Here is a 23060-nt window from a genome sequence, read left to right on the forward strand (position 1 = left end):
CCAGCTAGACCACTGGGTTGATAGGCCAGAGGTGGAAGACCGGTAACGGTTGGAGCTGACTGGTACTAATAGGCCGAGGACTTGTTACAAAGACGCTACGCATCCACTGTGCGGTTCTGGAAGAACAACCAGGACCGGTCGAACCCGCCGGCAGGTTGTTTCTGCTGGTTCGGGGTTCAGGTTGAATTCCATAGTGTTTCGGTGGTTATAGCGTTGGGGAAACACCCGGTCCCATTCCGAACCCGGTAGTTAAGCCCTTCTGCGCCGATGGTACTGCACTGGTTACGGTGTGGGAGAGTAGGTCGCCGCCGAACTTAATTTGCCCTGCGGGTTGAGCGCCACAAGCGCTCCCCGCAGGGCTTTTTTTGCGTACAGAACAACGTGCTTGATCAGCCTGGGATGCTGGCCCCGTGAAGTGGTTCGGACTGCTGGGACTCGCCGCCGTCACCGCCCTCGTGGCCGTCACCCATCGGGACATCGGGACGGTCCTGGCCATCTGGTTCTCCGGCAAGCAGACGTCAGGCGCGACACTGTGGGGCCTGTCCATGGTGTGGTGGGGCCGCGCCGGCAAGCTTATGCAGTTCATGGCGGGCTGCGTGGTGATCCTCGACCTGGTCGGGCCGGACCGGCTGCGTGCGATCGGCGCACGGGCCACCGCCAAGGTCAGCGACTTCCGGGCTTGGCGCTCGCGGATGCACGAGGCCGGCCAGCTTCTGGAACTACAAAGAGCTATCTCGGAATGGCTCATCACCAGGATCGGATCCATCAGCAAGGTCAACGGGGACACCCGCCGGTGGCAGCTGGTGCGCCACGGCAGCCGGTACTTGCCGGACCAGCCGTGGTTCACCGGACCCATGATCGAGGACCTGCGGAACACGGTGCTGAGTGACCTGCCGCGAGCGCACGCCTGCACCGACGCCCACGCGGAGGAGCCATGCGCGAAGCAGGTCGGCTACGTATTCGACCGGGTCAAGGAGTTCGTGCGCGACGGCCTGCCGCCTCGTGAGCGGAAGCTCGTCGACCAGCGCGAGGCCGTGTTCCGTGTGGAGAACCACGGCTGCACGGCCATCAGCTGCGCTGGCTCGGGTTCCTCCTGTTCGTCACCGGCTTCGGGCTGGACCTGCTGAGCAGCTAGGGGGCTCGTCATGCATCGTTGGTCGGGTAGTGGGTCCGGTCAACGTTCAGAACAACTTGCTTGCCAGCCTCGCAACCGCTTGCGCATCGCAGTCGAGCAGCAGCTCGCGCAGATTCGCAGCGGCCTCGCGATCGGAATAGGCGAACCCGAGCTTGGCGATCGTTGCGCCCCACTGGACGTCGTCGTCGACCGCGTCTGCCAGGTCCTGCCATCCACCTCGCAGGCGGTGCAGGTAGGCCGGCCACCGGACCGCGATCTCAGCGACGGCGACGAGATGACCTGCCTGCGTGACGTCCACGGTGCTGAGAACGCGCAGATAGAACTGCCACACGTTCAGCAGCCGCTTCTCCTCGCGCACCGAGTGTTCGGGCTGAGCGCTCAGACGGCGACGCAGGTGGTCGCGCACCTCGGTGTGCCGCTCGATGGCGACGATCTCCTGCTCGATCTCGGGCAGCGAAGGGAGGCCGCCGAGGGTGCCGCCGCTACTGTGCTCGGGTTGGGTCAATGTCCGCTCGTCCCTGCGCACCGGCCCGAGCTGGGAGAGCAGGACCTGGCCGATGTCGTCCGCGGTCGTGCGAGGCAGGCGCACCGGGAGCTGGACGAGCTTGCGCAGGAACGTCCAGCCAGGACTCGGGTCGTCCGGGTGCGTCACGATCTTCGCGTCGGCGAGCTCCTTGTAGGCGTGGTCCACGTGCGATGCGACGACGGTGGTGTCGAGGCCGAGCACGAACCTCGTGGCGGGGAAGTCGTCCGACAGGAACACGTTGATCGCCTCGAACACCTGCGCAGTCGTGCGGGGCGTGCACCGGTCCAGGTCGTCGATCAGCTGGATCGGCTGGTAGCCATGCACGTTGAGGTCCTCCAGCAACGCCTGGACGTCGTGCTGCACCAGGTACAGATAGCCGGCACGCGCGTTGTAGTAAGGGTCGCGGATCAACGGATCCGTTGTGGTACCTGCGAAAGCGTTGCTAACGACCGGTCCGGCGAACAGTTCACCCGGCAGGAACGCCGACGCACGCCCGAACAGGTACCTCAGGCCCGTGTGCAGCAATCCGGCCGAGGCCAGACCGACGGTCACCCACCATGCCCAGCCGAGCTTCAGGTTGGTCAACGCGTTCAGCACCGACAGCCCGAAAGCCAGCCCCGCCAACGACAGCAGCGGTGAGAAGATCCGCTTCCACAGCTGGCGCTGGAGGTGCCGGCGGTCGACGCGTTCGGCGTTGCGGGTGAACCAGTACCGCTCGCGTGCGTTCTGATGCGGCATGATCGCCGTTTCCGCCGCTTCGGTCACGGCCTTCGCGAGCCCCGCCCACACCTGTTCACTCGACTGGTGCCGCCACGGGTTGAAAGACACGACCAACGGCTTCGGCTTCGGCTTCGTCGCCACCGGCTGCCGATGCCACCACCGCCACAACCTGCGATCTGCGCCGGCCACCGTCAGTCGTCGTCCTTTCGGAGCCTCGGCAGGCGGCGTGGCCAGTTCACCCTTGACCATGTCCAGCAGGGTGCTCTTGCCCGAACCCCACGCGCCCTCGACCGTGATCACGGTGGGTGGATCGTCGTCCCTCGGGTCGAGCATCTGCTTGAGCGCCTGCACCAGCGCACCGCGGTCGAGCAGGTCCTGGCGCGCCACGCGGTCGCTGAACCCGCGCGTCGACACGAGTCCGGTACGAGGAGGTGCCGCCAGCTGAGGGTCCCAGATGCGCAGCCTGCCGGTGTTGCCACCGGAGGCGATGCGAGTCCGCCCGTCCGGGCCAGGAAACGTGGCCAGTACCGAGACCCTGGTCGACCTGCTCCGGCCGACCTCCTGTCCGGTCCGAGGGTTCCAGATCCGCACCGATCCGCCCTCACTGCCGGACGCCACCAGCGGTCCGCCCGCAGCTGGGAACACGTCCAGCGAGATGACCGGCGTGGTGTGGCCGGTCAGCTCGGTGATCACTTCCCGGCCGCGGAACACGACGATCGCGGTGCCTTCGGCCCGGACGGTCAGTTCCTCGATCCGCACCGACCGCACCGCGCTGCCCGAACGTCGCCTGAACTCGGACGGCGTGTGCTCGCCCGTGAGGGGATCCACGATTTCCGCCCCGCCTTCAGCGAGCTGGACCACGAGCTGCGGCTGCGCCGGATCGAGGACGGTGATGCCGGTGATGGGGGCTCCGAAGCGGATCGTGTGCACGAGTTCCATGTCTGGCGCGTCGGCTGAGATCACGCCTGGAAAGTACCGAGTTTCGTTTCCGGCAGGTTTCTGTCCGGTCGGACTAGTGCGAAATCGGCCTGAACAGGGTGAAGATGTGGACCATGGAGCACCGAGCCCGCACCTCAGGACTGCGCCGCAGCCGCACGGTCACCACGCCGAGGCTCGGTGAGCTTTTCAACGGCTATCTGAATCCCGAACGGCCACATGCCGGCGCCTACGACGAGATGTTCTCCACGGACAACGGGGTGCGGAGTGCGTACCGCGCGCTGTACGAGTCGGTGGCTCCGTCGCAGGTCAACGAGCTGAACGCGCGAAGCGAAGCCCTTGGCAGAGCCTTCGTTGACCAAGGGATCACGTTCTCGCTCAGTGGTCAGGAGCGGCCGTTTCCGCTCGACCTGATACCGCGGATCATCACCGCGACTGAGTGGTCGAAGCTCGAGAAGGGCATCGTTCAGCGGGTGCGCGCGATGGAGATGTTCCTCGCGGACATCTACGGTGACGCGCAGATCGTCCGGGATGGAGTGTTGCCCCGGCGTCTCATCACGAGCTGCGAGCACTTCCATCGGGAGGCGGCCGGCATCAGTCCGCCCAACGGGGTGCGCATCCACGTCTCGGGTGTGGACCTGGTGCGGGACGAGCAGGGGACGTTCCGGGTGCTCGAAGACAATCTTCGGTGCCCGTCCGGCGTCTCCTACGTCATGGAGAACCGGCGGACGATGGCGCGGGTCTTTCCTGATCTGTTCGCACGGCACCGTGTGCGCGCTGTGGGTGACTACGCGGTTCACCTGCTCAGGGCTCTGAGGAACGCTGCCGCGCCCAACGCCGTGGACCCGAACGTTGTTGTGCTTACGCCTGGCCTTGCCAACAGCGCCTACTTCGAGCACTCGCTGCTTGCGCGGCAGATGGGTGTGGAGCTGGTCGAGGGGCGGGATCTGTTCTGCCGCGACAACTTCGTGTACCTCCGGACGACCGAGGGGGAGCGGCAGGTCGATGTCATCTACCGGCGCATCGACGACGACTTCCTCGATCCCGTGCACTTCCGGCCTGACTCGGTGCTGGGCATCGCGGGGCTGTTGAACGCGGCGCGGGCGGGCAACGTCGTTGTCGCCAACGCTGTGGGTAACGGGGTGGCGGACGACAAGCTCGTCTACACCTACCTGCCGGAGATCGTGCAGTACTACCTCGGCGAGAAGCCGTTGCTGCCCAACGTGGACACGTTCCGGTGCTGGCTTTCCGAGGAACGGTCGCACGTGTTCGACCACCTCGACGAGCTGGTGGTGAAGCCCGTCGAGGGGTCTGGCGGGTACGGGATCGTGTTCGGGCCGGACGCTACGGTTCGGGAGTTGAACTCGCTGCGGAAGCGGATCAAGAGCAACCCGCGCGGGTGGATCGCGCAGCCCGTGGTGCAGTTGAGCACGGTGCCGACCAAGGTGGGCGACAGGCTGGCGCCCCGGCACGTGGACCTGCGGCCGTTCGCGGTGAACGACGGCAACTTCATCTTCGTGTTGCCCGGTGGGTTGACGCGGGTCGCGTTGCCGGAGGGCAGTTTGATCGTGAACTCGTCACAGGGCGGCGGGTCCAAGGACACCTGGGTGCTGGCGGCCAAGTCGTCCACGCAGGAACGGGAGCTGGCGCAGCCTGGGCTCGCCGGTCCGTCCGAAATGGAGGCTGCGGCGGCTGAGCAGGGGCCGGAGCTGACCACTTCCCAGCAACAGCAACAACAGCAGCAGTAGGGAGGCGCGCGAAATGCTGGCACGCAACGCTGAGTCGCTGTACTGGATCGGCCGCTACGTCGAACGGGCGGACGACACGGCGCGCATCCTGGACGTTTCGGTCCATCAGCTGTTGGAGGACGCGACCGTCGACCCGGACGCCACGTCACGGCAGTTGCTGACGGTTCTGGGCATCACACCGCCTGAGGGTGCCGACCAGTTCGACGTGTGGTCGTTGACGGAACTGGTGGCGTACAACAAGGACAACCCCAGTTCGATCGTGTCGTCGGTCAACAGCGCGCGCGAGAACACGCGTGGTGCTCGTGAGGTCGTGTCGACCGAAATGTGGGAGTGCCTCAACGCGATGTGGAACGCCGTTGCCGAACGGGAGACCTACGCGCGCACGATGGGGCCGCACGCGTTCTTCAGCTTTGTGGAGGAGCGGGCGGCGATGTTCGCCGGGCTCGCGGACTCCACGATGTCACGGGACGACGGGTGGCGGTTCCTCGTGCTGGGACGCTCTGTCGAGCGCGTCGACATGATCGTGCGGCTGCTGTTGGCTCGTGTGGGCGACAAGGCGTCTTCGCCGGGATGGGTCACGGTGCTGAGGTCGGCCGGTGCGCACGACACGTACCTGAGGACGTACCGCGGCGCGTTGGACGCGTCGAGAGTGGTGCAGTTCTTGTTGTTGGACAGGCTGTTCCCGCGGTCGGTGTTCCACGCGCTGAGGCAGGCGGAGTCGTGTCTGGAACAGCTGGAGAACCAACCGTCCGTGCGCGTCGGTGCGCGCGCTGAGGCGTTGCGGTTGCTCGGCAAGGCACGGAGCGACCTGGAGTTCTTGAGGCCGCACGATCTGCTGCCTGACCTGCCGAAACGTCTTTCTGCGTTGCAGAAGACCGTACGTGACGTCGGTGAGGCCGTGTCGACGCAGTACTTCCACGTGTCCCCGTGGGTCGCCTGGACGAACACCGAGGTGGGCTGACCATGAGCTGGCGAGTGCGTGTCGTGCACACGACGGGCTATCAGTACGAGGCACCGGTCATGCAGTCGTACAACGAGGCACGGCTGACACCGCGCGGTGACCGCCGTCAGAACGTGGTCGTCTCACGCGTCGAGACCACGCCGGCGACTCGTGCGTACCGATACACGGACTACTGGGGCACGGAGGTCACGTCGTTCGACCTCCATGCGCCACACAAGGAACTGCAAGTCGTCGCGTCGTCGGTCGTCGAGACGAGTGCGGTGATCGAGCCGGTGACCACGGGGACGTGGGCGGACATGCGCGAGGAGAACCTCCTCGACCGGTACACGGAGTTTCTGGAACCGACGCGCTACACGCCGCGCAACCGTGAGTTGCTGGCGAAAGCGCGTGAGCTCAAGAAGGGCAAGACGCCGTCCGAGGCCGTGCTGGCTGCCTCGCAGTGGGTATGGGAGCAGCTGAAGTACCAGCCTGGTTCGACCGGCGTGCACAGCTCGGCCGTTGACGCGTGGCACGAACGTAAGGGCGTGTGTCAGGACTTCGCGCATCTGACGTTGGTGTTGTTGCGCGGTATGGGGATCCCGTCGCGGTACGTCTCCGGGTACCTGCACACGAAGAAGGACGGCGCGCTGCGAGAGACGGTGCGTGGCGAGTCGCACGCGTGGATCGAGGCATGGACCGGCGGGTGGTGGGGGTACGACCCGACCAACGCCATGCCGGTCGGGCCACGGCACATCTGGGTGGCGCTCGGGCGCGACTACGCGGATGTGGCTCCGTTGAAGGGGATCTACTCGGGTGGGGCGGCCACCGCGCTGGAGGTGACGGTCGACATCACGCGCCTTGCCTAGGACGTTTTCACCCGAATGAGCGCCTTCTTTGGACCAGGGTCAAAGCCTACTTTCGGGCTATGACTGTGATCACATCGACCGCGCACAGCAGGGAACTCGGCGACGAACTGCGTCGGTTGCGGGAGACCTGCACCGACCTGGGCGGCCGCGCGATGGCCATTCGGCTTGGCTGGGATCCGAGCAAGATGTCGACCATCGAGCACGGCAAAGCCCGTGCGAGCGAGGTCGACCTCGTGCAGTTCCTGACCGCGTGTGGCAAGGACGCCGACTACCTCGAGATGTTCCGGCGCCGCTACGAGAAGGCGTTCGACGAGTACGTCATTCAGATGCACGACGATCTGCGGACACTCGTGTTCGCGGAGTCCACCGCCAAGACCTTGACCAACTACACCTCGAACGGTCTGGCGGGGCTGATTCAGACTCCGGAGTACGCCGATGCCCTCTATCGGCTAGGCGGATTCGTGGCTGAGGAGCGGATCCCGGACCTCGTGCGGTTCCGTGGGGAACGCCAGGCGATCCTGCGGCGGCACAACGGGCCGAAGTGCTTGTTCTACGTCCATGAGCTGGCGTTGAGGCTGCAGATCGGGGACGCCTCGATCATGGCCGACCAGTACGCCCGGCTCCTCTTCGACGCGCATCTCATCCGCGTCGTGCCCGCGCACATCGTGATTCCGTCATCCGGCTGCGTTCTGTGGGAGTACGAGAAGGCGTACCCGGTCGCGTTCGGTGAGACCGACCTCGCAAAGTTGTTCGTGCAGGATCCGGGGGCCATCGCCCGGACCCGGCTCCTCTTCAACCACCTGGATCAGGTTGCCCTGGATGCGGGACAATCGCGGAGCAAGCTGGCGGAGTACGTCGGCCAACCGCGAGGAGATCTCGATGTCTCAGGACCGTACCTGGCGTAAGAGCAGCTACAGCGATGCGACGGAGAGCGGCGACTGCGTCGAAGTGGCGTTCGGTCACGACGTGCTGGTTCGTGACTCCAAGAACGCCGGCGCGGGCACGCTGACCTTCAGCGCACCCGCGTGGCGGGCGTTCGTTCAGCGCCAGCCGTGACGGTCGCGTAGGGCGTCCACGACCAGGCCGAAGGCGGCGGGTGCCAGCACGGCACCCTCACGCCGGATGTCGTCGTCCGAGTCGAGGGCGAAGACGCGGTCGAGGCGCAGGTACGACGGGCGGCCGTCGCGGTCCCAGGCGCCCGCGCCCAGGTCCAGGAAGTCGTCGCGCGGCTCCTTCGAGGAGAGCATCAGCGCCACGAGATCGCCGTTTGCATGCCCCACGACCAGCAGCGGACGGTCCTTGCCGCGGGTGGCGTCCTCCTCGAAGGGCACCCACGCCCACACGACCTCGCCGGGGTCGGCGTCGCCGTCCATGGTGGGGGAGTAGTCCAGCTTGGCGGCCCTTGCCGCGTCGAAAATCTCGCGAACCGCGCCCTTGGCCGGGCGGGGGTCTTCACCGTTCGTCTGCACGGACGCACCCTAGTGGTGCAGAGCACGTCAGCCTCTATGGGACCATAAGGGGACACCCGTCCGATTTCCTGTTGAGGACTGCCTTGACCTCGTTCGCCGACACGACCTTCACGCCGCCGGAGCTCATCCGGAACTTCTGCATCATCGCGCACATCGACCACGGCAAGTCGACGCTGGCCGACCGGATGTTGCAGCTCACCGGCGTGGTCGACGCGCGGGCGATGCGTGCGCAGTACCTGGACCGCATGGACATCGAGCGTGAGCGCGGCATCACCATCAAGGCGCAGAACGTGCGCCTGCCGTGGCAGCTCGACGGGCAGGACCACGTCCTGCACATGATCGACACGCCTGGCCACGTCGACTTCACCTACGAGGTGTCCCGCGCACTGGAGGCCTGCGAGGGCGCCGTGCTGCTGGTCGACGCCGCGCAGGGCATCGAGGCGCAGACGCTGGCGAACCTGTACCTGGCGATGGAGAACGACCTCACCATCATCCCGGTGCTGAACAAGATCGACCTGCCCGCCGCGGACCCGGACAAGTACGCGAAGGAGATCGCGCACATCACCGGCTGTGAGCCGGACGAGGTGCTGCGTGTCTCCGCCAAGACCGGTCTTGGTGTCGGCGCGCTGCTCGACGAGGTCGTGAAGAAGGTGCCGGCCCCGGTCGGCCAGGACGACGCCCCGGCCCGCGCGATGATCTTCGACTCGGTCTACGACACCTACCGCGGTGTCGTCACCTACATCCGCGTGGTCGACGGCAAGATCACGCCGCGCGAGCGCATCAAGATGATGTCGACGGGCGCGACCCACGAGATCCTCGAGGTCGGCATCGTCTCGCCGGAGCCCAAGCCGTCCCAGGGTCTCGGCGTCGGCGAGGTGGGCTACCTGATCACCGGCGTGAAGGACGTGCGCCAGTCCAAGGTCGGCGACACCGTCACGTCGGAGCGCAAGGGCGCCACGGAGCCGCTGGCCGGCTACCGCGAGCCGCGTCCGATGGTCTACTCAGGCCTGTACCCCGTCGACGGCTCGGACTACCCGGAGCTGCGCGAGGCGCTCGACAAGCTCCAGCTCAACGACGCCGCGCTCACCTACGAGCCGGAGACCTCCGCGGCGCTGGGCTTCGGTTTCCGCTGCGGCTTCCTCGGCCTGCTGCACCTGGAGATCACCCGCGACCGCCTGGAGCGCGAGTACGGTCTCGACCTCATCTCCACGGCCCCGAACGTCGTGTACCGCGTGGTGATGGAGGACGGCGCCGAGATCGTCGTGACGAACCCGTCCGACTGGCCGGAGGGCAAGCGCGCCGAGGTCTACGAGCCCATCACCAAGTGCACGATCATCGCTCCGTCCGACTACATCGGCCCCATCATGGAGCTCTGCCAGTCCAAGCGCGGCCAGCTCGGCGGCATGGACTACCTCTCCGAGGACCGGGTCGAGCTGCGCTACACGATGCCGCTCGGCGAGATCATCTTCGACTTCTTCGACTCGCTGAAGTCGCGCACCCGCGGCTACGCGTCGCTGGACTACGAGGAGTCCGGCGAGCAGGACGCGGAGCTCGTCAAGGTCGACATCCTGCTGCAGGGTGAGACGGTCGACGCGTTCAGCGCGATCGTGCACAAGGACTACGCCTACGCGTACGGCACGCGCATGGCGACCCGTCTGCGTGAGCTCATCCCCAGGCAGCAGTTCGAGGTGCCGATCCAGGCCGCGATCGGTGCCCGCGTGATCGCCCGCGAGACGATCCGCGCCATCCGCAAGGACGTGCTGGCCAAGTGCTACGGCGGTGACATCACCCGTAAGCGCAAGCTGCTCGAGAAGCAGAAGGAAGGCAAGAAGCGCATGAAGATGGTGGGGCGGGTGGAGGTGCCGCAGGAGGCCTTCGTCGCCGCGCTGTCCACGGATGAGCCGAAGGGCAAGAAGTAGGCGCGGTGGCACGTCTTCATGTCGGCTGCGCGATGTGGAACCACAAGGCGTGGCTCGGGCGGTTCCTGCCGCAGTCGCACCCTGCCGGGGAGCGACTGCGGGCCTACGCGGGCTGGTGCAACGCCGTCGAGGGCAACACCACGTTCTACGCGACGCCCGCCAGGAAGACCGTCACGACCTGGGCGGGGCAGACCGACCCAGGCTTCCGGTTCGTGGTCAAGCTGCCCAAGGTCGTCACGCACGAGCGACGCCTGGTCGGCGTCGAGGCCGAGATGCGGGCGTTCCTGGACGCGATCGAACCTCTCGGCGAGCGTGCGGTCCTGTGGACCCAGCTGCCCGGCTCGTTCGTCCCGGCGGAGGTCGACGCCCTGGCCCGCTTTCTGCGCAGGCTGCCCGCCGGCCTCCGGCGTGCCGTGGAGGTGCGTCACCCGCTGTTCTTCACCGACGGCGCAGCGACGTCGCTGCTGGAGGGGGCGCTCGCCGGCGCGGACGCCGAGTGGGTGCCGTTCGACACCACCGTCTTCTTCCAGAGCCCGCCGACCAGCGAGGCCGAGCGGGAGGCCTGGGGCAGGAAACCGCGGTTGCCGCGGCGAACGCAGGTGCTGACCGACCAGCCGATCGTCCGCTACCTGGGCCGGGACTCGGTCGAGGAGACGGTCGAGGGGTGGCGGGCGTGGACCGCGGTGGTCGCCGGCTGGCTGCGGGAGGGCAGGTCGCCGACGGTGTTCGTGCACACCCCCGACAACAACGACGCGCCCGCGCTCGCCCGCCGGTTCCACGACGAGGTGCGAGCGCTGGTGCCCAGCCTCGAAGCACTGCCCGAGCCCGAGCCGGTTGAGCCCGCGACCCTGTTCTGAGCGACCTGGCGTTGCTGAATCAGCAACGTTGATTGCCAGTTCGGCATGGTCTGCGGCACCTTGGAAGCATGACGACAGCGCAGGAGTTCTGGGAGACCTTCTACTCGGAGCGGGACCAGGTCTGGTCCGGGAAGCCGAATCCGTTGCTGGTGCGCGAGGCCGAACGGCTCACGCCCGGCAGCGCGCTCGACATCGGGTGCGCGGAGGGCGGTGACGCCGTCTGGCTGGCGAAGCGGGGCTGGCGGGTGCTGGGCGTCGACGTGTCGCAGGTCGCGCTCGACCGGGCGCTGAAGCACGCGTACGACGCCGGTGTCGAGATCTCGGTGGAGCAGCACGATCTCAAGGCCACGTTCCCCGAGGGCCGGTACGACCTCGTGAGCGCCCAGTTCCTGCACTCGCCGGTCGAGGAGGACGGGGAGCGCAACAGCATCCTCAAGAAGGCCTCACAGGCGGTGGCGCCGGGTGGCTACCTGATCATCGGCGGGCACGCGGGCGCGCCGTCGTGGTCCGAGCACCAGGACTACTACTTCCCGACGACGAAGGACGTGCTCGACCACCTCGCGCTCAAGGACAACTGGATCACCGTCACCGACGAGGTGGTGGAACGGCCGCTCACCGGGCCGGACGGTCAGCAGGAGACGCGCAAGGACAACGTCCTGACCCTCAAGCGGCTGTTCTAGAAACGCGAAGGCCACCCTCGGCAACGTTGCCGGGGTGGCCCAAGGGGTACTCGTCAGGCGGAACGGAGCAAACGGTCCATCGCCTGGCGGTTGATGATCGAGCGGAGCTCGCCGGTCTCCTCCGCGCTGTGGCGCGACAGGATGGCGTCCAGTTCGAGCCGGTCGCTCTCGGTGGTGTAGCTGGCCAACTGCCGTTCCAGGCTCTGGCGCTTCGTGCGAGCGGCACGGCGGGAAGCCAGGCTCGAGCGCAGGGACTTCACGGACAGGTCGTGGCGGGTCATCGTGTCCTTCCAATCTTGGTTACGATTCTATAATACACCCTGTTCAAGCGACCTGTACCGATGAAGAGGCGAGTTAGCTCACGTACTCGTCGAGCAACCTGAGCGCCCGCGCGTACTTGGCCTTCAGGCGATCCTGCGTCGCCTCGTCCAGCCGGGCCATGCGGGCGGGTGCGAGGTTGTCGCCGATGTCCGCGCGCTTCACGGAGAGTGTCAACGGGTTCGCGGCCACGCGCCGCAGGTAGTCCTCCTGCGGCTCCTCCGGCAGATGCGACAACGCCACGACGGCGTCGACCACGACGGCGGGACAGCCGCGGGCGAGCAGGTCGGAGGCCGTCACCGGGGTGTCCTCGATGACGTCGTGCAGGACGGCGGCCATCTGCTCGTGCTCTCCCGTCACGGCTGCCATGACCCGCAACGGGTGTCCGATGTACGGCCGGCCCGACTTGTCGACCTGGCCCTCGTGGGCGGCGGTGGCGATCGCGATGGCGTCTTCGAGGGTGAACACGGACATCAAGCTAAACCAGGGCTTGACCGGAGGCAGTGGTCTAGTCCATTTTTAGTCCACTCACAACATGGCCGCCGCATGATGTGTGGAGGTGGACCATGTCCAAGACCAGACGAGCAGCCATAGCGCTGTTGTCCGCGCTGTTAGCCTGCGCCGGTCTGGTGTTGGTGATCAACGGGAGCGCTGCCGCCGCGAACCTCGCGGCGAACAGCGGCTTCGAGGCCGGCAACCTGAGCGGTTGGACCTGCACCGAGGGCACGAGCGTCACCAACAGCACGAAGCGCACCGGCACGTACGCACTGCAGGGCGCTCCCGCCGGGCAGAGCAACGCACGGTGCCAGCAAACCGTGACGGTGCAACCGAACACGGCCTACAAGCTGTCCGCGTGGGTGCAGGGCAGCTACGTCTACCTCGGCGTCACCGGTGGCGTGGAGAAGAACACCTGGACGCCCGGTTCCAGCGGCTTCTCGCAGCTCACCGTCGACTTCAACTCCGGCAGTGCCAGCAGCGTCACGATCTACCTGCACGGCTGGTACGGCCAGCCCACGTACTACGCCGACGACGTCAACCTCGACGGCCCCGGCACCCCGCCGACGACCACGAGCACCACGACGTCGACCACCACCACTACGACGACCACGACAACCACCACCACGACGAGCAACCCGCCGAACACCGGTCTGCCCAAGCACGTCCTGACGGGCTACTGGCAGAACTTCTACAACGGTGCGCGCGCTCTGAAGCTGGCGGACGTCCCCACCACCTACGACATCATCGCGGTCTCGTTCGCCGACGCCACGGCGGTGCAGGGCCAGGTCGCGTTCAACCTCGACCCCGGTCTGAGCAGCCAGCTCGGCGGCTACACCGACGCGCAGTTCCGTGCCGACATCAGGACCGTGCAGAACCGCGGTCAGAAGGTGATCATCTCCGTCGGCGGTGAGAAGGGCACGATCAGCGTCGGCAACTCGACGGCGGCCACGAACTTCGCCAACAGCGTCAAGGGCCTGATCTCGAGCTACGGCTTCAACGGCGTCGACATCGACCTCGAGAACGGCGTCAACGCCCAGTACATGGGCCAGGCGCTGCGCAGCATCCACGCCGGTGGCGGCACCGTCATCACCATGGCGCCGCAGACGATCGACATGCAGAACGTCAACGCCGAGTACTTCAAGCTGGCGCTGGCCACCAAGGACATCCTGACGATCGTCAACATGCAGTACTACAACTCCGGCACGATGCTCGGCTGTGACCAGCAGGTCCACAGCCAGGGCACGGTCAACTTCCTGACCGCGCTCGCGTGCATCCAGCTGCAGTCCGGTCTGCGCGCCGACCAGGTGGGCCTCGGTCTGCCGGCGTCGCCGTCCGGTGCCGGTGGCGGTTACCAGTCGCCGTCCAACGTCAACAACGCGCTCAGCTGCCTCGCCCGTGGCACCAACTGCGGGACGTTCAAGCCGAGCACGACGTGGCCGTCCATCCGCGGCGCCATGACGTGGTCGATCAACTGGGACGCTTCCAACAACTGGCAGTTCGCGAACACGGTCGCCCCTCATCTGGACTCCCTGCCCTAGATGATGGAACCGGTCGGCGCCTCGTCCACAGTGGACGTGGCGCCGACCGTCCGATCCAACTAGGTTGTCCCTCATGTTCCACACGCTGGCCGTGCCTGTGATCGCCGCGCCGATGGCAGGTGGCCCCTCCACCCCCGAGCTGGTCGCCGCGGTGAGCGAAGCAGGCGGGTTCGGGTTCCTCGCGGCGGGGTACATCACCGTCGAGCAGCTCGCGGAGAAGATCACGCGCACCAGCGAGCTCACGAGCAAACCGTTCGGGGTCAACCTTTTCGTGCCCGGCACGCGGCCGACAGCGGACATCTCGTCGTACGTGCAACGCGTCACGTCCTATGCCGAGAAGGTCGGCGCGACACCCGGCGATCCCCGCTGGGACGACGACAACTACGCGGCGAAGCTCGAACTCGTCCTGGCCCTGCGGGTGCCCGTGGTGTCGTTCACGTTCGGCCTGCCCGACGTCGACGACGTGCACCGGCTCAAGGCGGCCGGTGCCACGATCGTCGTCACGGTCACCACCCCCAGCGAGGCACGGCAGGCCCAGCAGATCGGCGCCGACGTCGTGTGCGTGCAGGGCTCGGACGCGGGCGGCCACCGCGGCACGTTCGTCGACGACGGCGTCTCGCCCGGTGGCGGTGACCTGTACGGCACGCTTGCGGCGATCAGGCTGGTGCGCGGAGCCGTCGGCCTGCCGGTGATCGCGACCGGTGGCCTCGTCACCGGCGCCGACGTCGCCGCCGTGCTGGCGGCGGGTGCGGTCGCGGCCCAGCTCGGCACCGCGTTCCTCGGTTGCCCGGAGGCGGGAACCAATGCGGCACAACGGGAAGCGCTCGCCGAAGGGGCCAGGCGTACCGCGCTCACGAGGGCGTTCAGCGGACGGCCCGCGCGGGGACTGGTCAACCGGTTCCTGATCGAGCAGGGCCCGCACGCGCCCGCCGCGTACCCGAACGTGCACCACCTGACGAGGCCCGTGCGCGCGACCGGCGAGGTGGAGGTCATGTCGCTGTGGGCGGGCACCACGTACCCGCTCGCGACGGCCGAACCCGCGGGTGAGCTGGTGCGGCGGATCGGTGCCGAGCTGACGGAAACGATCAATTCCTTGGCAGAGCGGTTCCCGCGCGGCTAAGAAGGAGGGCGTGACCTCGCTCTCCGATGAGATGTTCCAGACGATGATGGACTGGAACCCGCTGTTCGCCACGCTCGTCGGTGTCCCCGGCTGGGACGACCGGCTCGACGACGTCAGCGTCGACGGTCATCAGGCGCTGCGGCAGCGGTTGACCGGTATCCTCGGCCGCCTCGACGGCAGTGACGAGGACCAGGTCTCGCGGGACGTGATCCGGCACCAGGCCGAGTCGATCATCACGTGCATCGACGCGCGACTGGTCGAGCACTCGGTGTCCAGGGGCACGAACGCGCCGGTCGTGAGCCTGCTCAGGTTCGCCTCCCAGCTGGACTTCTCACGGCGGCGGCACCTCGTTCCGCGCCTGCTGGAGCAGGCCGGGCGGCGGTTGCTCGACACCGACCGCAGGCCGTTGCGCCGGCACGTCGAGAACGGCGCGGCGTACGTCGAACGGTTCCTGGCCTCGCCGCGCCAGGAGTGGGAGGGCGACGCGGACCTGCGCCCGTCGTTTGCCCAGTACCGCGAGGTCCTGCTGGGCCTTCCGGGCCGTGACGACGAGCAGGCGGGCCTGTGCTGGCTGCCCGACGGCGAGGAGAACTACCGCAGGCTCGTCCGCGACTACACGACCGCCTCCTACAGCCCCGCCGAACTGCACCAGCTCGGGCTCGACCTGATCGCCGGGCTGCACGAGGAGTACGCGGAGATCGGTTCGCGGGTCTGGGGAATCTCGGACGTGCCGGAGATCTTCCGGCGGTTGCGCACGGATCTGTTGTGGGACAACGAGGACGAGATGCTCGTCAGCGCGGTCGAAGCCGTCGCGCGGGCCGAGGCCGAGGCGCCCAAGTGGTTCGGGCGGCTGCCGCTGGCGCGCTGTGAGATCAGGTTCGTGCCGGAGGTCGACCGCCACAACGCCGCGTTCGCGTACTACGAGGACGCGGCCCTCGACGGGTCCCGTCCCGGCACGTACTTCGTGAACCCGTTGAACGCCACCGGACGCAGCCGCACGGTGTCCGAGGTGACGGCGTTCCACGAAGCCATTCCCGGCCACCACTTCCAGCTCTCGATCGCCGCCGAGACGGAGCTGTCGAACGTGCGCAAGTTCGCGTTCATCGACTCCTACCTCGAAGGCTGGGGCCTCTACACCGAACGCCTGGCCGACGAGATGGGCCTGTACTCGTCGGACGAGGCACGCCTGGGCATGCTGGGCCTCGACGCCATGCGCGCCGGCCGGCTGGTGGTCGACACGGGCCTGCACGCGCTCGGATGGCCCCGGCAGCAGGCCCTCGACTACCTGAGCGAGAACACCGCGATGGACGAAGCGGAGATCTCGGCCGAGGTCGACCGGTACATCGAGGCGCCGGGGCAGGCGCTCGCCTACATGGTGGGGCGCCTGGAGATCCAGCGCGTGCGCGAGGAGGCCAGGGCGGCGATGGGCGACCGGTTCGACATCAGGGATTTCCACGACCTCGTGCTGCAGAACGGCATCGTGCCGTTGCCCACGCTCGGCAAACTCGTTTCCGACTGGTCCAGGAGGGCCTGATGTCGCTCGCTGATGACATGTTCCAGGCGATGATGGACTACTCGCCGTTGCAGGCCACGATGCTGGGGGTGCCGGGCTGGGAGGACGGGCTCGGTGACGTGAGCGTCGACGGCCAGCGGACCGACCGCGACCGGATCGCCGCCCTCCTGGGCAGGGCCGAGACGGACGACACCGAGGACGCCGTCACGCTCGCGGTGATCAGGCAGCAGGGCAGGGCGATCGTCGACCGCATCGACGCCAGGCTGGTCGAACACACCGTCGCGACCATGAGCGCGCCGGTGAACAGCCTGCTCATGATCTCCTCGAAGCTGGACGTGTCCCAGCGCCTCGACAAGTACCCGCGGTACATCGAGCAGGCCGGGGAACGGGTGCGCGACTCCGACCGCAGGCCGCTGAGCCGGCACCTCCAGACGGGCGTGCAACGCATGGACGCCTTCCTGGCCCTGCCGGCACAGGAGTGGGAAGGCGCGCACTCAGGCGACATCCGCACCGCCGTCGCCGGTTTCCGCGACGTGCTGGCGTCGATCGAGGACGGCCGCGGCGACGACAGGGCCGGGCTCTGCTGGCTGCCCGAGGGCGAGGCGAACTACGCGAACCTGGTCCGCAACTACACCACGACCTCCCGCACACCCGACGAGCTGCACCGGCTCGGGCTCGACATCATCGCGTCGCTGCGCGAGGAGTACGCGGAGATCGGCTCGCGGTTGTGGGGCACCAAGGACGTGCCGGAGATCTTCCACCGGCTGCGCACGGAAATGTTGTGGGACAACGAAGAGCAGATGATCGAGAACGCCGTCGCGGCGATCGCCCGCGCGGAGGCCGAGGCGCCGAAGTGGTTCGGCCGCATGCCGGGCGTCGGCTGCCAGGTGCGTGCCGTGCCCGAGGAGGAGCAGCGCACGTCGGCCATCGCGTTCTACCAGCCCGCGCCCGCCGACCGCAGCCGTCCCGGCACGTACTGGCTGAACCCGTTGGGCGCCACCGAACGCAGCCGCACGCTGTCCGAGGTGACGGCGTTCCACGAGGCCGTGCCGGGCCACCACTACCAGTTCTCGATCGCCGCCGAGACGGACCTGCCCAACCTGCGCAAGTACGCGTTCATCGAGGCGTACCTGGAGGGATGGGGCCTCTACACCGAGCGCCTCGCCGAGGAGATGGGCCTGTACTCGTCGGACGAGCAGCGCCTCGGGATGCTGGGACTCGACGCGATGCGCGCCGGCCGGCTCGTGGTGGACACCGGCATCCACGCGTTCGGCTGGTCGCGGCAGCAGGCCGTCGACTACCTGCGGGAGAACACCGTCATGACCGAGCCCGAGATCGACTCCGAGATCGACCGGTACATCGAGACGCCGGGCCAGGCGCTCGCGTACATGGTGGGGCGCCTGGAGATCCAGCGCATCCGGGCAGAGGCGGAGACGAAGCTGGGTGACCGCTTCGACGTCCGCGCGTTCCACGACCTGGTGGTGGGGAGCGGCGCGGTGCCGCTCTCCACCCTCGACCAGATCGTCACTTCCTGGACTGCTTCTCCATGACGGAGTTGCGCTTCGAGTAGGCGAAGTAGATGACCAGTCCGAGCACGAACCAGGCCGCGAACCGCAGCCAGGTCTCCGGGTTGAGGAACGTGATCAGCCAGATCGAGAAGATCACGCCGATGATCGGCACCACCGGCACGCCCGGCGTCCTGAACGTGCGCGGCAGGTCAGGCTGCTTGTAGCGCAACACGATCACGGCGATGCAGACCACGACGAACGCCAGCAGGATGCCGATGTTGGTGAGTTCGGCGGCCTCCGCGATCGGCAGGAAACCGGCGATGATCGCGGAGGCGATGCCCAGCACCCAGGTGATGCGCGACGGCACGTGCTTCACCGGGTGCGTCTTCGCGAACCACTGGGGCAGCAGCCCGTCGCGGCTCATCGAGTAGCCGACGCGGGCCGCTCCCATGAGGAACGTGAAGAGCACCGTGGTGATACCGAGGATGGCGCCGACGCTGATGATGATGCCCAGCGCGGGCAGGCCCACGTCCGCGAACGCCGTGGCGAACGCGGACTCCGCGTCGACGTCCTTGTAGTTCACCATGCCCGTGAGCACCAGGCAGGCCAGCACGTACAGCACCATGGAGATCGCGAGCGAGTAGATGATCGCCTTCGGCATGTGCCGCTGCGAGTCCTTCGACTCCTCGGCCGCCGTCGACATCGCGTCGTAGCCGAACACCGCGAAGAACACCGTCGCCGCACCTGTGAGCGCACCCGTGAGGCCGAACGGGAAGAACGGGTTGTAGTTGTCGGTGTTGATGTGGAACACGCCGACGCCGATCACCAGCAGCACCACGGCGACCTTCAGGTACACCAACGTGGTTTCGAACCGTGCGGCGTTCTTCATGCCCATGTTCAGCACGTACGCGATGAGCAGGCACAGCAGCACGGCGAACAGGTTCACCTTGTACGTGCCCGCGGCGACGGCGCCTGTCTCGGTGCCTGGTGCACCCAGCATCCATTGCGGTAGCTGGATGTTGAGCAGACTGAGGAGCTCGGTGAAGTAGCCGGAGATGCCGATCGCGACCACCGCCACGATCGCGGTGTACTCCAGCAGCAGGTCCCAGCCGATGAACCAGCCGACGATCTCGCCCAGCACCGCGTAGCCGTAGGTGTAGGCACTGCCCGCCTTGGGGATCAGGCCCGCGAACTCCGCGTACGAGAACGCCGCCGCCGCGCTCGCGATACCGGCGATGAGGAACGAGATCAGCACGGCCGGGCCTGCCGTCTTGTTCGCGACGGCACCCGCGAGCGAGAAGATGCCCGCGCCGATGATGCCGCCGATGCCGATCGCCGTGAGCTGCCACAGGCCCAGTGTTCTGGTGAGCCCGTCGCCCTTCTCCTCCGAGATCTGTTCGATGGGCTTGCGCCGGAACACGCCCTGCGTCGTCATGCCGTCAGCTCCCTGGTTGGTGGGGTCCGGGCGAACCTAATCGCGTCAACTGTTACGCGGTTTGTCCGAACCCACCAATCAGAGAACCGATTTTTGGCTTTTCGTGCTGTTTACGGCCTGCTGAACACGATCTTGCCGGCGGTGTCGCCGTCCAGCATCGAACGGAACCCCTGCTCGGCGTCCTCGAACTTGAGCTCGGCGCCGATCTGCGGCTTGAGGCCGTTGATCGCGCAGAACCGCATGAGGTCGCCCAGTTCCTCTCGGGTACCCATGGTCGAGCCGACCACGCGCAACTGCAGGAAGAACAGCCGCTGGAGCTCGGCCGCGGAGGCGTCACCGGACGTCGCGCCGGAGATCACCACGATGCCGCCGGGCTTGAGCGCCTTCATCGAGTGCGACCAGGTGGCCTTGCCGACGGTCTCGAACACCGCGTCGACCCGTTCGGGCAGCCGGGCACCGGACTCGAACACGTCGTGGGCACCGAGACTGGACGCGAGCGCGCGCTTCTCCTCCGTGCGGCCCGTGACCCACACACGGAACCCGGCGGCGCGTCCGAGCTGGATCAGCGCGGTCGACACACCACCCGACGCACCCTGCACGAGCATCGTCTGGCCGGGGCGCAGGCCGGACTTCACGAACAGCATCCGGTACGCGGTCAGCCACGCCGTGCCCATGCAGGCGGCCTCGGCGAACGAGAGGTCCGCGGGCTTGGGCAGCGCGTTGCGGGCCGGCACGACCACGTGGTCGGCGAACGTGCCCTGGTGCTTCTCGGTGAGCAGCGAGCGCTTCGGGTCGAGCGTCTCCTCGCCGGCCCAGTTCGGGTCGCCGATGACGGAGTGCAGCACCACCTCGGTGCCGTCGTCGAGGACACCGGCGCCGTCGCAGCCCAGGATCATCGGGAACTGCTCGGGCTTGATGCCGACACCGCGCAACGTCCACAGGTCGTGCATGTTGAGGCTGGCCGCCTTGACCGCGACGCGCACCCACCCGGCGGGAACCTCGGGATCGGGGCGCTCGCCGACGCGGAGCGACGCCAGCGGGTTCTCAGGACTGGGTTCTGCTGCGTAAACGGCGAACATGGTTCGCAACATACCCACCTGGATCGTGGCCAAATGCCGTGACACGGGTCACGCGACTACGCTCGGGGGCGTGGACTGGCTGGTGCAGTGGTGGGACGGGGTCGAGCTGTGGGTCGTGCAGCTGCCCGTCGCCGTGCAGTTCCCCGTCGTGATGGTCGTGGTGCTCCCGCTCTGCCTGGGCGTGGCGCGGCTGATCGACCGGGTTGCTGACTGGGGTGCGAAGAACCCGGCTTCCGGTTCCGAGCTGGAACCCGAGCCCGAGCCGGAGAAGGTCGCCGCGTGAGCCCTGGTCGTCGCCTGACCGTCGCACTGGTCGGGCTCCTCGCGCTGGTCGTCATCGGGTGGTTCGTCAAGGACAACACGTCGGGTGCGCCTCCCGAGACCACGAAGCCGGTGGTCACGAGCGCGGCGCAGGGCGAGACCGTGCCCGGCGCGAACTCACGACTGGACGTCGTGGCGCTGTCGAAGCTGCCCGCCGAGGCCGCCAAGACCTGGAAGCTGATCGAGGCGAAGGGGCCTTTCCCGTACCCGCGCAACGACGGCGTGACGTTCCAGAACCGCGAGAAGCGGCTGCCCGCCAAGGAGTCCGGGTACTACAAGGAGTACACCGTGCCGACGCCGGGAAGTCCTGACCGTGGCGCGCGGCGCATCGTCACCGGTTCGGAGAAGGAAGTCTTCTACACCGGTGACCACTATTCGTCGTTCGTCGTCGTGGACGTGAAAAAGTGAAACGGCACATTCTCGTTTCGGAAAAGTCCGCCGCGATCTCGGCTATTGCCGCAGCGCTGGACTTCCCCGAGTGGTTCGGGCAGAACCTGGACGCTTTGTACGACAGCCTGACCGACCTCTCGTGGCTGCCCGCGGGCGAGTATGTGCTGGTCGTACCCGCGAACCTGGACCCGTCGGTCTCGCAGGTCCTGCGTGACGCTGCGAAACTGACCGCCGAATCAGGTGACCGGAAAGTGCGCGTGATTCGCACGGAAAGGTGACTTGGGCTGCGGTTGTGGCGTCCGGAGTGGACAGTGCCATTCCATGGGAACGCATTTCCGCCGCTTGAGCTGTGCGCTCGGCGTCGTCGTGGTTGTTGGAGTGCTTTGCCCGGCGGTGTCGTTCGCCGGTGACCCCGACTGCTCGCAGGAGGGGCCTTTCACGCCGTTCGAGACGATCGACGGCGACAACCCCGTGACGATGCAGAACGGCCGGGTGGTCGAGCTGCGCGCGTCGAACAAGTCCAAGTGCGCCTGGGGCCGCATCTCCTACGGCACGGCCGGCGAGGAGATCTGGACGGATCGCAAGGAGCCCTCGGCCAACGGGCACGAGGGCTTCCTCGGCTACACCAGGATCGACTCGGGTTCGGCGAAGTACACCGACGCGTTCAAGAACGACGGCAAGGTGATGCGCGCCTGCGGTTCCTCGCAGGGCGTCATCGAGTGCACCGGCTGGTTCTAGGGCACCCAGGAGGGGTTGCGCTTCTCCTTGAACGCCGCGATGCCCTCCTGGCCCTCCGGGCCGCCGAAGTGCTGCGCTGACAGCTTGAGCATGTCCGCGAAGACCTCGCCGAGGTTCGTGGACCTCTCCTGCTGCAACATCTCCTTGGTGGCCGCGAGCGCGTTGGGGGCGCCGCGCGCGAGCATGTCCGTGTAGCGGCGGACCTCCGCATCGACGTCGTCCGTCGCGGAGTTCAGCAGGCCGATCTCGACCGCGCGCTTCGCGTCGAACGTCTCGCCGGTCAGGAACAGCTCGTGCGCCTGGCGGGGGAGCAGGCGCGGCAGCACGGTCACCGAGATGACGGCCGGCACGACGCCGATCCGGACCTCGCTGAACGCGAACGTGGCCGAGGTGGCGGCGATGGAGATGTCGCACGCCGCGACGATGCCGACGCCGCCCGCACGCGCCGGGCCCTTCAATGCGGCGACGACCGGCTTCGGGCTGGTCCAGAGCTGTTCGAGGATCGCGGGGAACTCGTTGACGCCCTGATCGCCCGCGCTCGCCCCGGCGGCCTCCTTGAGGTCCATGCCGGAACAGAACACGGAACCCGTGTGGGTCAGCACGACCACGCGCACCTGGTCGTCGCTCGCCGCGCTGCCGAGGTGCTCCTTGAGCTCCCGGCGCAGCTGCGAGGACAGCGCGTTGCGGTTGTGGGGGGAGTCCAGCGTGATCGTCGCGATGCCACGCTGCACCTCGTAGTGGACCAGCTCGTCTGCCATGTCGCTGACCTTAGCTTCCGGGTTGCTTGACAGCATGCTGTCAGATAT

At 67.3% G+C, this 23060-nt stretch carries 24 protein-coding genes and 2 rRNA genes; 19 read left to right on the top strand and 7 right to left on the bottom strand.

The annotated features are described in order from the left end of the window. From BLR21_RS12780 to BLR21_RS12790, 3 genes are all read left to right on the top strand, one after another. Positions 1-89, top strand: a 23S ribosomal RNA gene (locus BLR21_RS12780); the annotation flags it as partial. A 108-nt stretch (positions 90-197) separates the two neighbouring features. Then, positions 198-314, top strand: a 5S ribosomal RNA gene (gene rrf, locus BLR21_RS12785). A gap of 96 nt (positions 315-410) precedes the next feature. Further along, the gene (locus tag BLR21_RS12790; protein ID WP_090006080.1) at positions 411-1127 is read left to right on the top strand and encodes a hypothetical protein; all 717 of its coding nucleotides are present in this window, start codon (positions 411-413) and stop codon (positions 1125-1127) included. Positions 1128-1181: 54 nt separating this feature from the next. On the opposite strand, the gene BLR21_RS12795 is transcribed toward BLR21_RS12790, so the two are convergent. Further along, positions 1182-3344 (bottom strand): P-loop NTPase fold protein, encoded by a 2163-nt coding sequence (locus tag BLR21_RS12795; RefSeq protein ID WP_143027696.1) that lies wholly within the window; start codon positions 3342-3344, stop codon positions 1182-1184. An 89-nt stretch (positions 3345-3433) separates the two neighbouring features. Between BLR21_RS12795 and BLR21_RS12800 the strand changes: the two genes are divergently transcribed. From BLR21_RS12800 to BLR21_RS12820, 5 genes are read left to right on the top strand one after another with little or no spacing between them, the layout of a single operon-like run. Beyond that, positions 3434-5065 (top strand): circularly permuted type 2 ATP-grasp protein, encoded by a 1632-nt coding sequence (locus BLR21_RS12800; protein ID WP_256334658.1) that lies wholly within the window; start codon positions 3434-3436, stop codon positions 5063-5065. Between the two features lie 13 nt (positions 5066-5078). Further along, on the top strand, positions 5079-6026 hold the full coding sequence (locus BLR21_RS12805; RefSeq protein WP_090006082.1) for an alpha-E domain-containing protein: 948 nt from the start codon (positions 5079-5081) through the stop codon (positions 6024-6026). Positions 6027-6028: 2 nt separating this feature from the next. Further along, positions 6029-6871, top strand: a complete 843-nt coding sequence (locus BLR21_RS12810; RefSeq protein ID WP_030474382.1) for a transglutaminase family protein — start codon at positions 6029-6031, stop codon at positions 6869-6871. 59 nt (positions 6872-6930) lie between these two features. Further along, positions 6931-7776 (top strand): helix-turn-helix domain-containing protein, encoded by an 846-nt coding sequence (locus BLR21_RS12815; protein ID WP_090006083.1) that lies wholly within the window; start codon positions 6931-6933, stop codon positions 7774-7776. After that, positions 7751-7927: a DUF397 domain-containing protein gene (locus BLR21_RS12820; RefSeq protein ID WP_090006084.1), complete on the top strand. Its 177-nt coding sequence runs from the start codon at positions 7751-7753 to the stop codon at positions 7925-7927. Before BLR21_RS12815 ends, BLR21_RS12820 begins: the two co-directional genes overlap by 26 nt. Here the strand turns inward: BLR21_RS12820 and BLR21_RS12825 are convergent. After that, complete coding sequence (locus BLR21_RS12825; protein WP_090006085.1) at positions 7912-8340, bottom strand: type II toxin-antitoxin system PemK/MazF family toxin; 429 nt, start codon at positions 8338-8340, stop codon at positions 7912-7914. The genes BLR21_RS12820 and BLR21_RS12825 overlap by 16 nt on opposite strands. Positions 8341-8423: 83 nt before the next feature. Here BLR21_RS12825 and lepA point away from each other — a divergent pair, with 83 nt between their 5' ends. From lepA to BLR21_RS12840, 3 genes are all read left to right on the top strand, one after another. Further along, positions 8424-10259: a translation elongation factor 4 gene (gene lepA, locus BLR21_RS12830; RefSeq protein WP_090006086.1), complete on the top strand. Its 1836-nt coding sequence runs from the start codon at positions 8424-8426 to the stop codon at positions 10257-10259. Positions 10260-10291: 32 nt separating this feature from the next. Continuing rightward, the gene (locus BLR21_RS12835; protein ID WP_090006087.1) at positions 10292-11116 is read left to right on the top strand and encodes a DUF72 domain-containing protein; all 825 of its coding nucleotides are present in this window, start codon (positions 10292-10294) and stop codon (positions 11114-11116) included. A 68-nt stretch (positions 11117-11184) separates the two neighbouring features. Beyond that, complete coding sequence (locus BLR21_RS12840) at positions 11185-11796, top strand: class I SAM-dependent methyltransferase (protein WP_090006088.1); 612 nt, start codon at positions 11185-11187, stop codon at positions 11794-11796. A 53-nt stretch (positions 11797-11849) separates the two neighbouring features. Here BLR21_RS12840 and BLR21_RS12845 read toward each other — a convergent pair whose 3' ends face one another. Further along, complete coding sequence (locus tag BLR21_RS12845; RefSeq protein WP_030474388.1) at positions 11850-12077, bottom strand: hypothetical protein; 228 nt, start codon at positions 12075-12077, stop codon at positions 11850-11852. A 73-nt stretch (positions 12078-12150) separates the two neighbouring features. After that, positions 12151-12582 carry a phosphohydrolase gene (locus tag BLR21_RS12850; protein WP_256334659.1) on the bottom strand — a complete coding sequence of 144 codons (432 nt, stop codon included), beginning with the start codon at positions 12580-12582 and terminating at the stop codon, positions 12151-12153. Between the two features lie 98 nt (positions 12583-12680). Between BLR21_RS12850 and BLR21_RS12855 the strand changes: the two genes are divergently transcribed. The 4 genes from BLR21_RS12855 (at position 12681) to BLR21_RS12870 (ending at position 18333) form a co-directional block, all read left to right on the top strand. Then, entirely contained in the window at positions 12681-14150 is a 1470-nt protein-coding gene (locus tag BLR21_RS12855) for a chitinase (RefSeq protein WP_090006090.1), read from the top strand. Between the two features lie 73 nt (positions 14151-14223). Then, positions 14224-15270: an NAD(P)H-dependent flavin oxidoreductase gene (locus tag BLR21_RS12860; RefSeq protein ID WP_090006091.1), complete on the top strand. Its 1047-nt coding sequence runs from the start codon at positions 14224-14226 to the stop codon at positions 15268-15270. Between the two features lie 10 nt (positions 15271-15280). Further along, on the top strand, positions 15281-16804 hold the full coding sequence (locus BLR21_RS12865; RefSeq protein ID WP_338061043.1) for a DUF885 domain-containing protein: 1524 nt from the start codon (positions 15281-15283) through the stop codon (positions 16802-16804). Beyond that, complete coding sequence (locus BLR21_RS12870) at positions 16804-18333, top strand: DUF885 domain-containing protein (RefSeq protein WP_090006092.1); 1530 nt, start codon at positions 16804-16806, stop codon at positions 18331-18333. Before BLR21_RS12865 ends, BLR21_RS12870 begins: the two co-directional genes overlap by 1 nt. Here the strand turns inward: BLR21_RS12870 and BLR21_RS12875 are convergent. Further along, positions 18308-19726 carry an amino acid permease gene (locus BLR21_RS12875; RefSeq protein WP_090006093.1) on the bottom strand — a complete coding sequence of 473 codons (1419 nt, stop codon included), beginning with the start codon at positions 19724-19726 and terminating at the stop codon, positions 18308-18310. The two genes, BLR21_RS12870 and BLR21_RS12875, sit on opposite strands and share 26 nt — an antisense overlap. 110 nt (positions 19727-19836) lie before the next feature. Further along, positions 19837-20805, bottom strand: coding sequence for a zinc-binding dehydrogenase (locus tag BLR21_RS12880; RefSeq protein WP_090006094.1), 969 nt, complete (start codon positions 20803-20805; stop codon positions 19837-19839). Between the two features lie 70 nt (positions 20806-20875). Between BLR21_RS12880 and BLR21_RS12885 the strand changes: the two genes are divergently transcribed. From BLR21_RS12885 to BLR21_RS12900, 4 genes are read left to right on the top strand one after another with little or no spacing between them, the layout of a single operon-like run. Next, positions 20876-21088: a hypothetical protein gene (locus tag BLR21_RS12885; protein WP_036013137.1), complete on the top strand. Its 213-nt coding sequence runs from the start codon at positions 20876-20878 to the stop codon at positions 21086-21088. Next, positions 21085-21534, top strand: a complete 450-nt coding sequence (locus BLR21_RS12890) for a guanyl-specific ribonuclease (RefSeq protein WP_090006095.1) — start codon at positions 21085-21087, stop codon at positions 21532-21534. The genes BLR21_RS12885 and BLR21_RS12890 overlap by 4 nt, the downstream gene beginning before the upstream one ends. Next, entirely contained in the window at positions 21531-21794 is a 264-nt protein-coding gene (locus BLR21_RS12895) for a barstar family protein (RefSeq protein WP_051768526.1), read from the top strand. Before BLR21_RS12890 ends, BLR21_RS12895 begins: the two co-directional genes overlap by 4 nt. Positions 21795-21837: 43 nt before the next feature. After that, positions 21838-22254 (top strand): hypothetical protein, encoded by a 417-nt coding sequence (locus BLR21_RS12900; protein WP_143027697.1) that lies wholly within the window; start codon positions 21838-21840, stop codon positions 22252-22254. Here BLR21_RS12900 and BLR21_RS12905 read toward each other — a convergent pair. Then, positions 22251-23012, bottom strand: coding sequence for an enoyl-CoA hydratase family protein (locus BLR21_RS12905; protein ID WP_090006097.1), 762 nt, complete (start codon positions 23010-23012; stop codon positions 22251-22253). The genes BLR21_RS12900 and BLR21_RS12905 overlap by 4 nt on opposite strands. Between the last annotated feature and the right edge of the window lie 48 nt (positions 23013-23060).

This window comes from Lentzea albidocapillata subsp. violacea (genome assembly GCF_900100275.1).
GTDB lineage: Bacteria > Actinomycetota > Actinomycetes > Mycobacteriales > Pseudonocardiaceae > Lentzea > Lentzea violacea.

Coding starts and splice junctions, on each gene's coding strand:
- BLR21_RS12855 (WP_090006090.1), top strand. CDS start 12,681: ATGTCCAAGACCAGACGAGCAGCCATAGCGCTGTTGTCCGCGCTGTTA.
- BLR21_RS12840 (WP_090006088.1), top strand. CDS start 11,185: ATGACGACAGCGCAGGAGTTCTGGGAGACCTTCTACTCGGAGCGGGAC.
- BLR21_RS12880 (WP_090006094.1), bottom strand. CDS start 20,805: ATGTTCGCCGTTTACGCAGCAGAACCCAGTCCTGAGAACCCGCTGGCG.
- BLR21_RS12860 (WP_090006091.1), top strand. CDS start 14,224: ATGTTCCACACGCTGGCCGTGCCTGTGATCGCCGCGCCGATGGCAGGT.
- BLR21_RS12820 (WP_090006084.1), top strand. CDS start 7,751: ATGTCTCAGGACCGTACCTGGCGTAAGAGCAGCTACAGCGATGCGACG.
- BLR21_RS12835 (WP_090006087.1), top strand. CDS start 10,292: ATGTGGAACCACAAGGCGTGGCTCGGGCGGTTCCTGCCGCAGTCGCAC.
- BLR21_RS12810 (WP_030474382.1), top strand. CDS start 6,029: ATGAGCTGGCGAGTGCGTGTCGTGCACACGACGGGCTATCAGTACGAG.
- BLR21_RS12900 (WP_143027697.1), top strand. CDS start 21,838: ATGGGAACGCATTTCCGCCGCTTGAGCTGTGCGCTCGGCGTCGTCGTG.
- BLR21_RS12815 (WP_090006083.1), top strand. CDS start 6,931: ATGACTGTGATCACATCGACCGCGCACAGCAGGGAACTCGGCGACGAA.
- BLR21_RS12845 (WP_030474388.1), bottom strand. CDS start 12,077: ATGACCCGCCACGACCTGTCCGTGAAGTCCCTGCGCTCGAGCCTGGCT.
- BLR21_RS12805 (WP_090006082.1), top strand. CDS start 5,079: ATGCTGGCACGCAACGCTGAGTCGCTGTACTGGATCGGCCGCTACGTC.
- BLR21_RS12905 (WP_090006097.1), bottom strand. CDS start 23,012: ATGGCAGACGAGCTGGTCCACTACGAGGTGCAGCGTGGCATCGCGACG.
- BLR21_RS12870 (WP_090006092.1), top strand. CDS start 16,804: ATGTCGCTCGCTGATGACATGTTCCAGGCGATGATGGACTACTCGCCG.
- BLR21_RS12875 (WP_090006093.1), bottom strand. CDS start 19,726: ATGACGACGCAGGGCGTGTTCCGGCGCAAGCCCATCGAACAGATCTCG.
- BLR21_RS12800 (WP_256334658.1), top strand. CDS start 3,434: ATGGAGCACCGAGCCCGCACCTCAGGACTGCGCCGCAGCCGCACGGTC.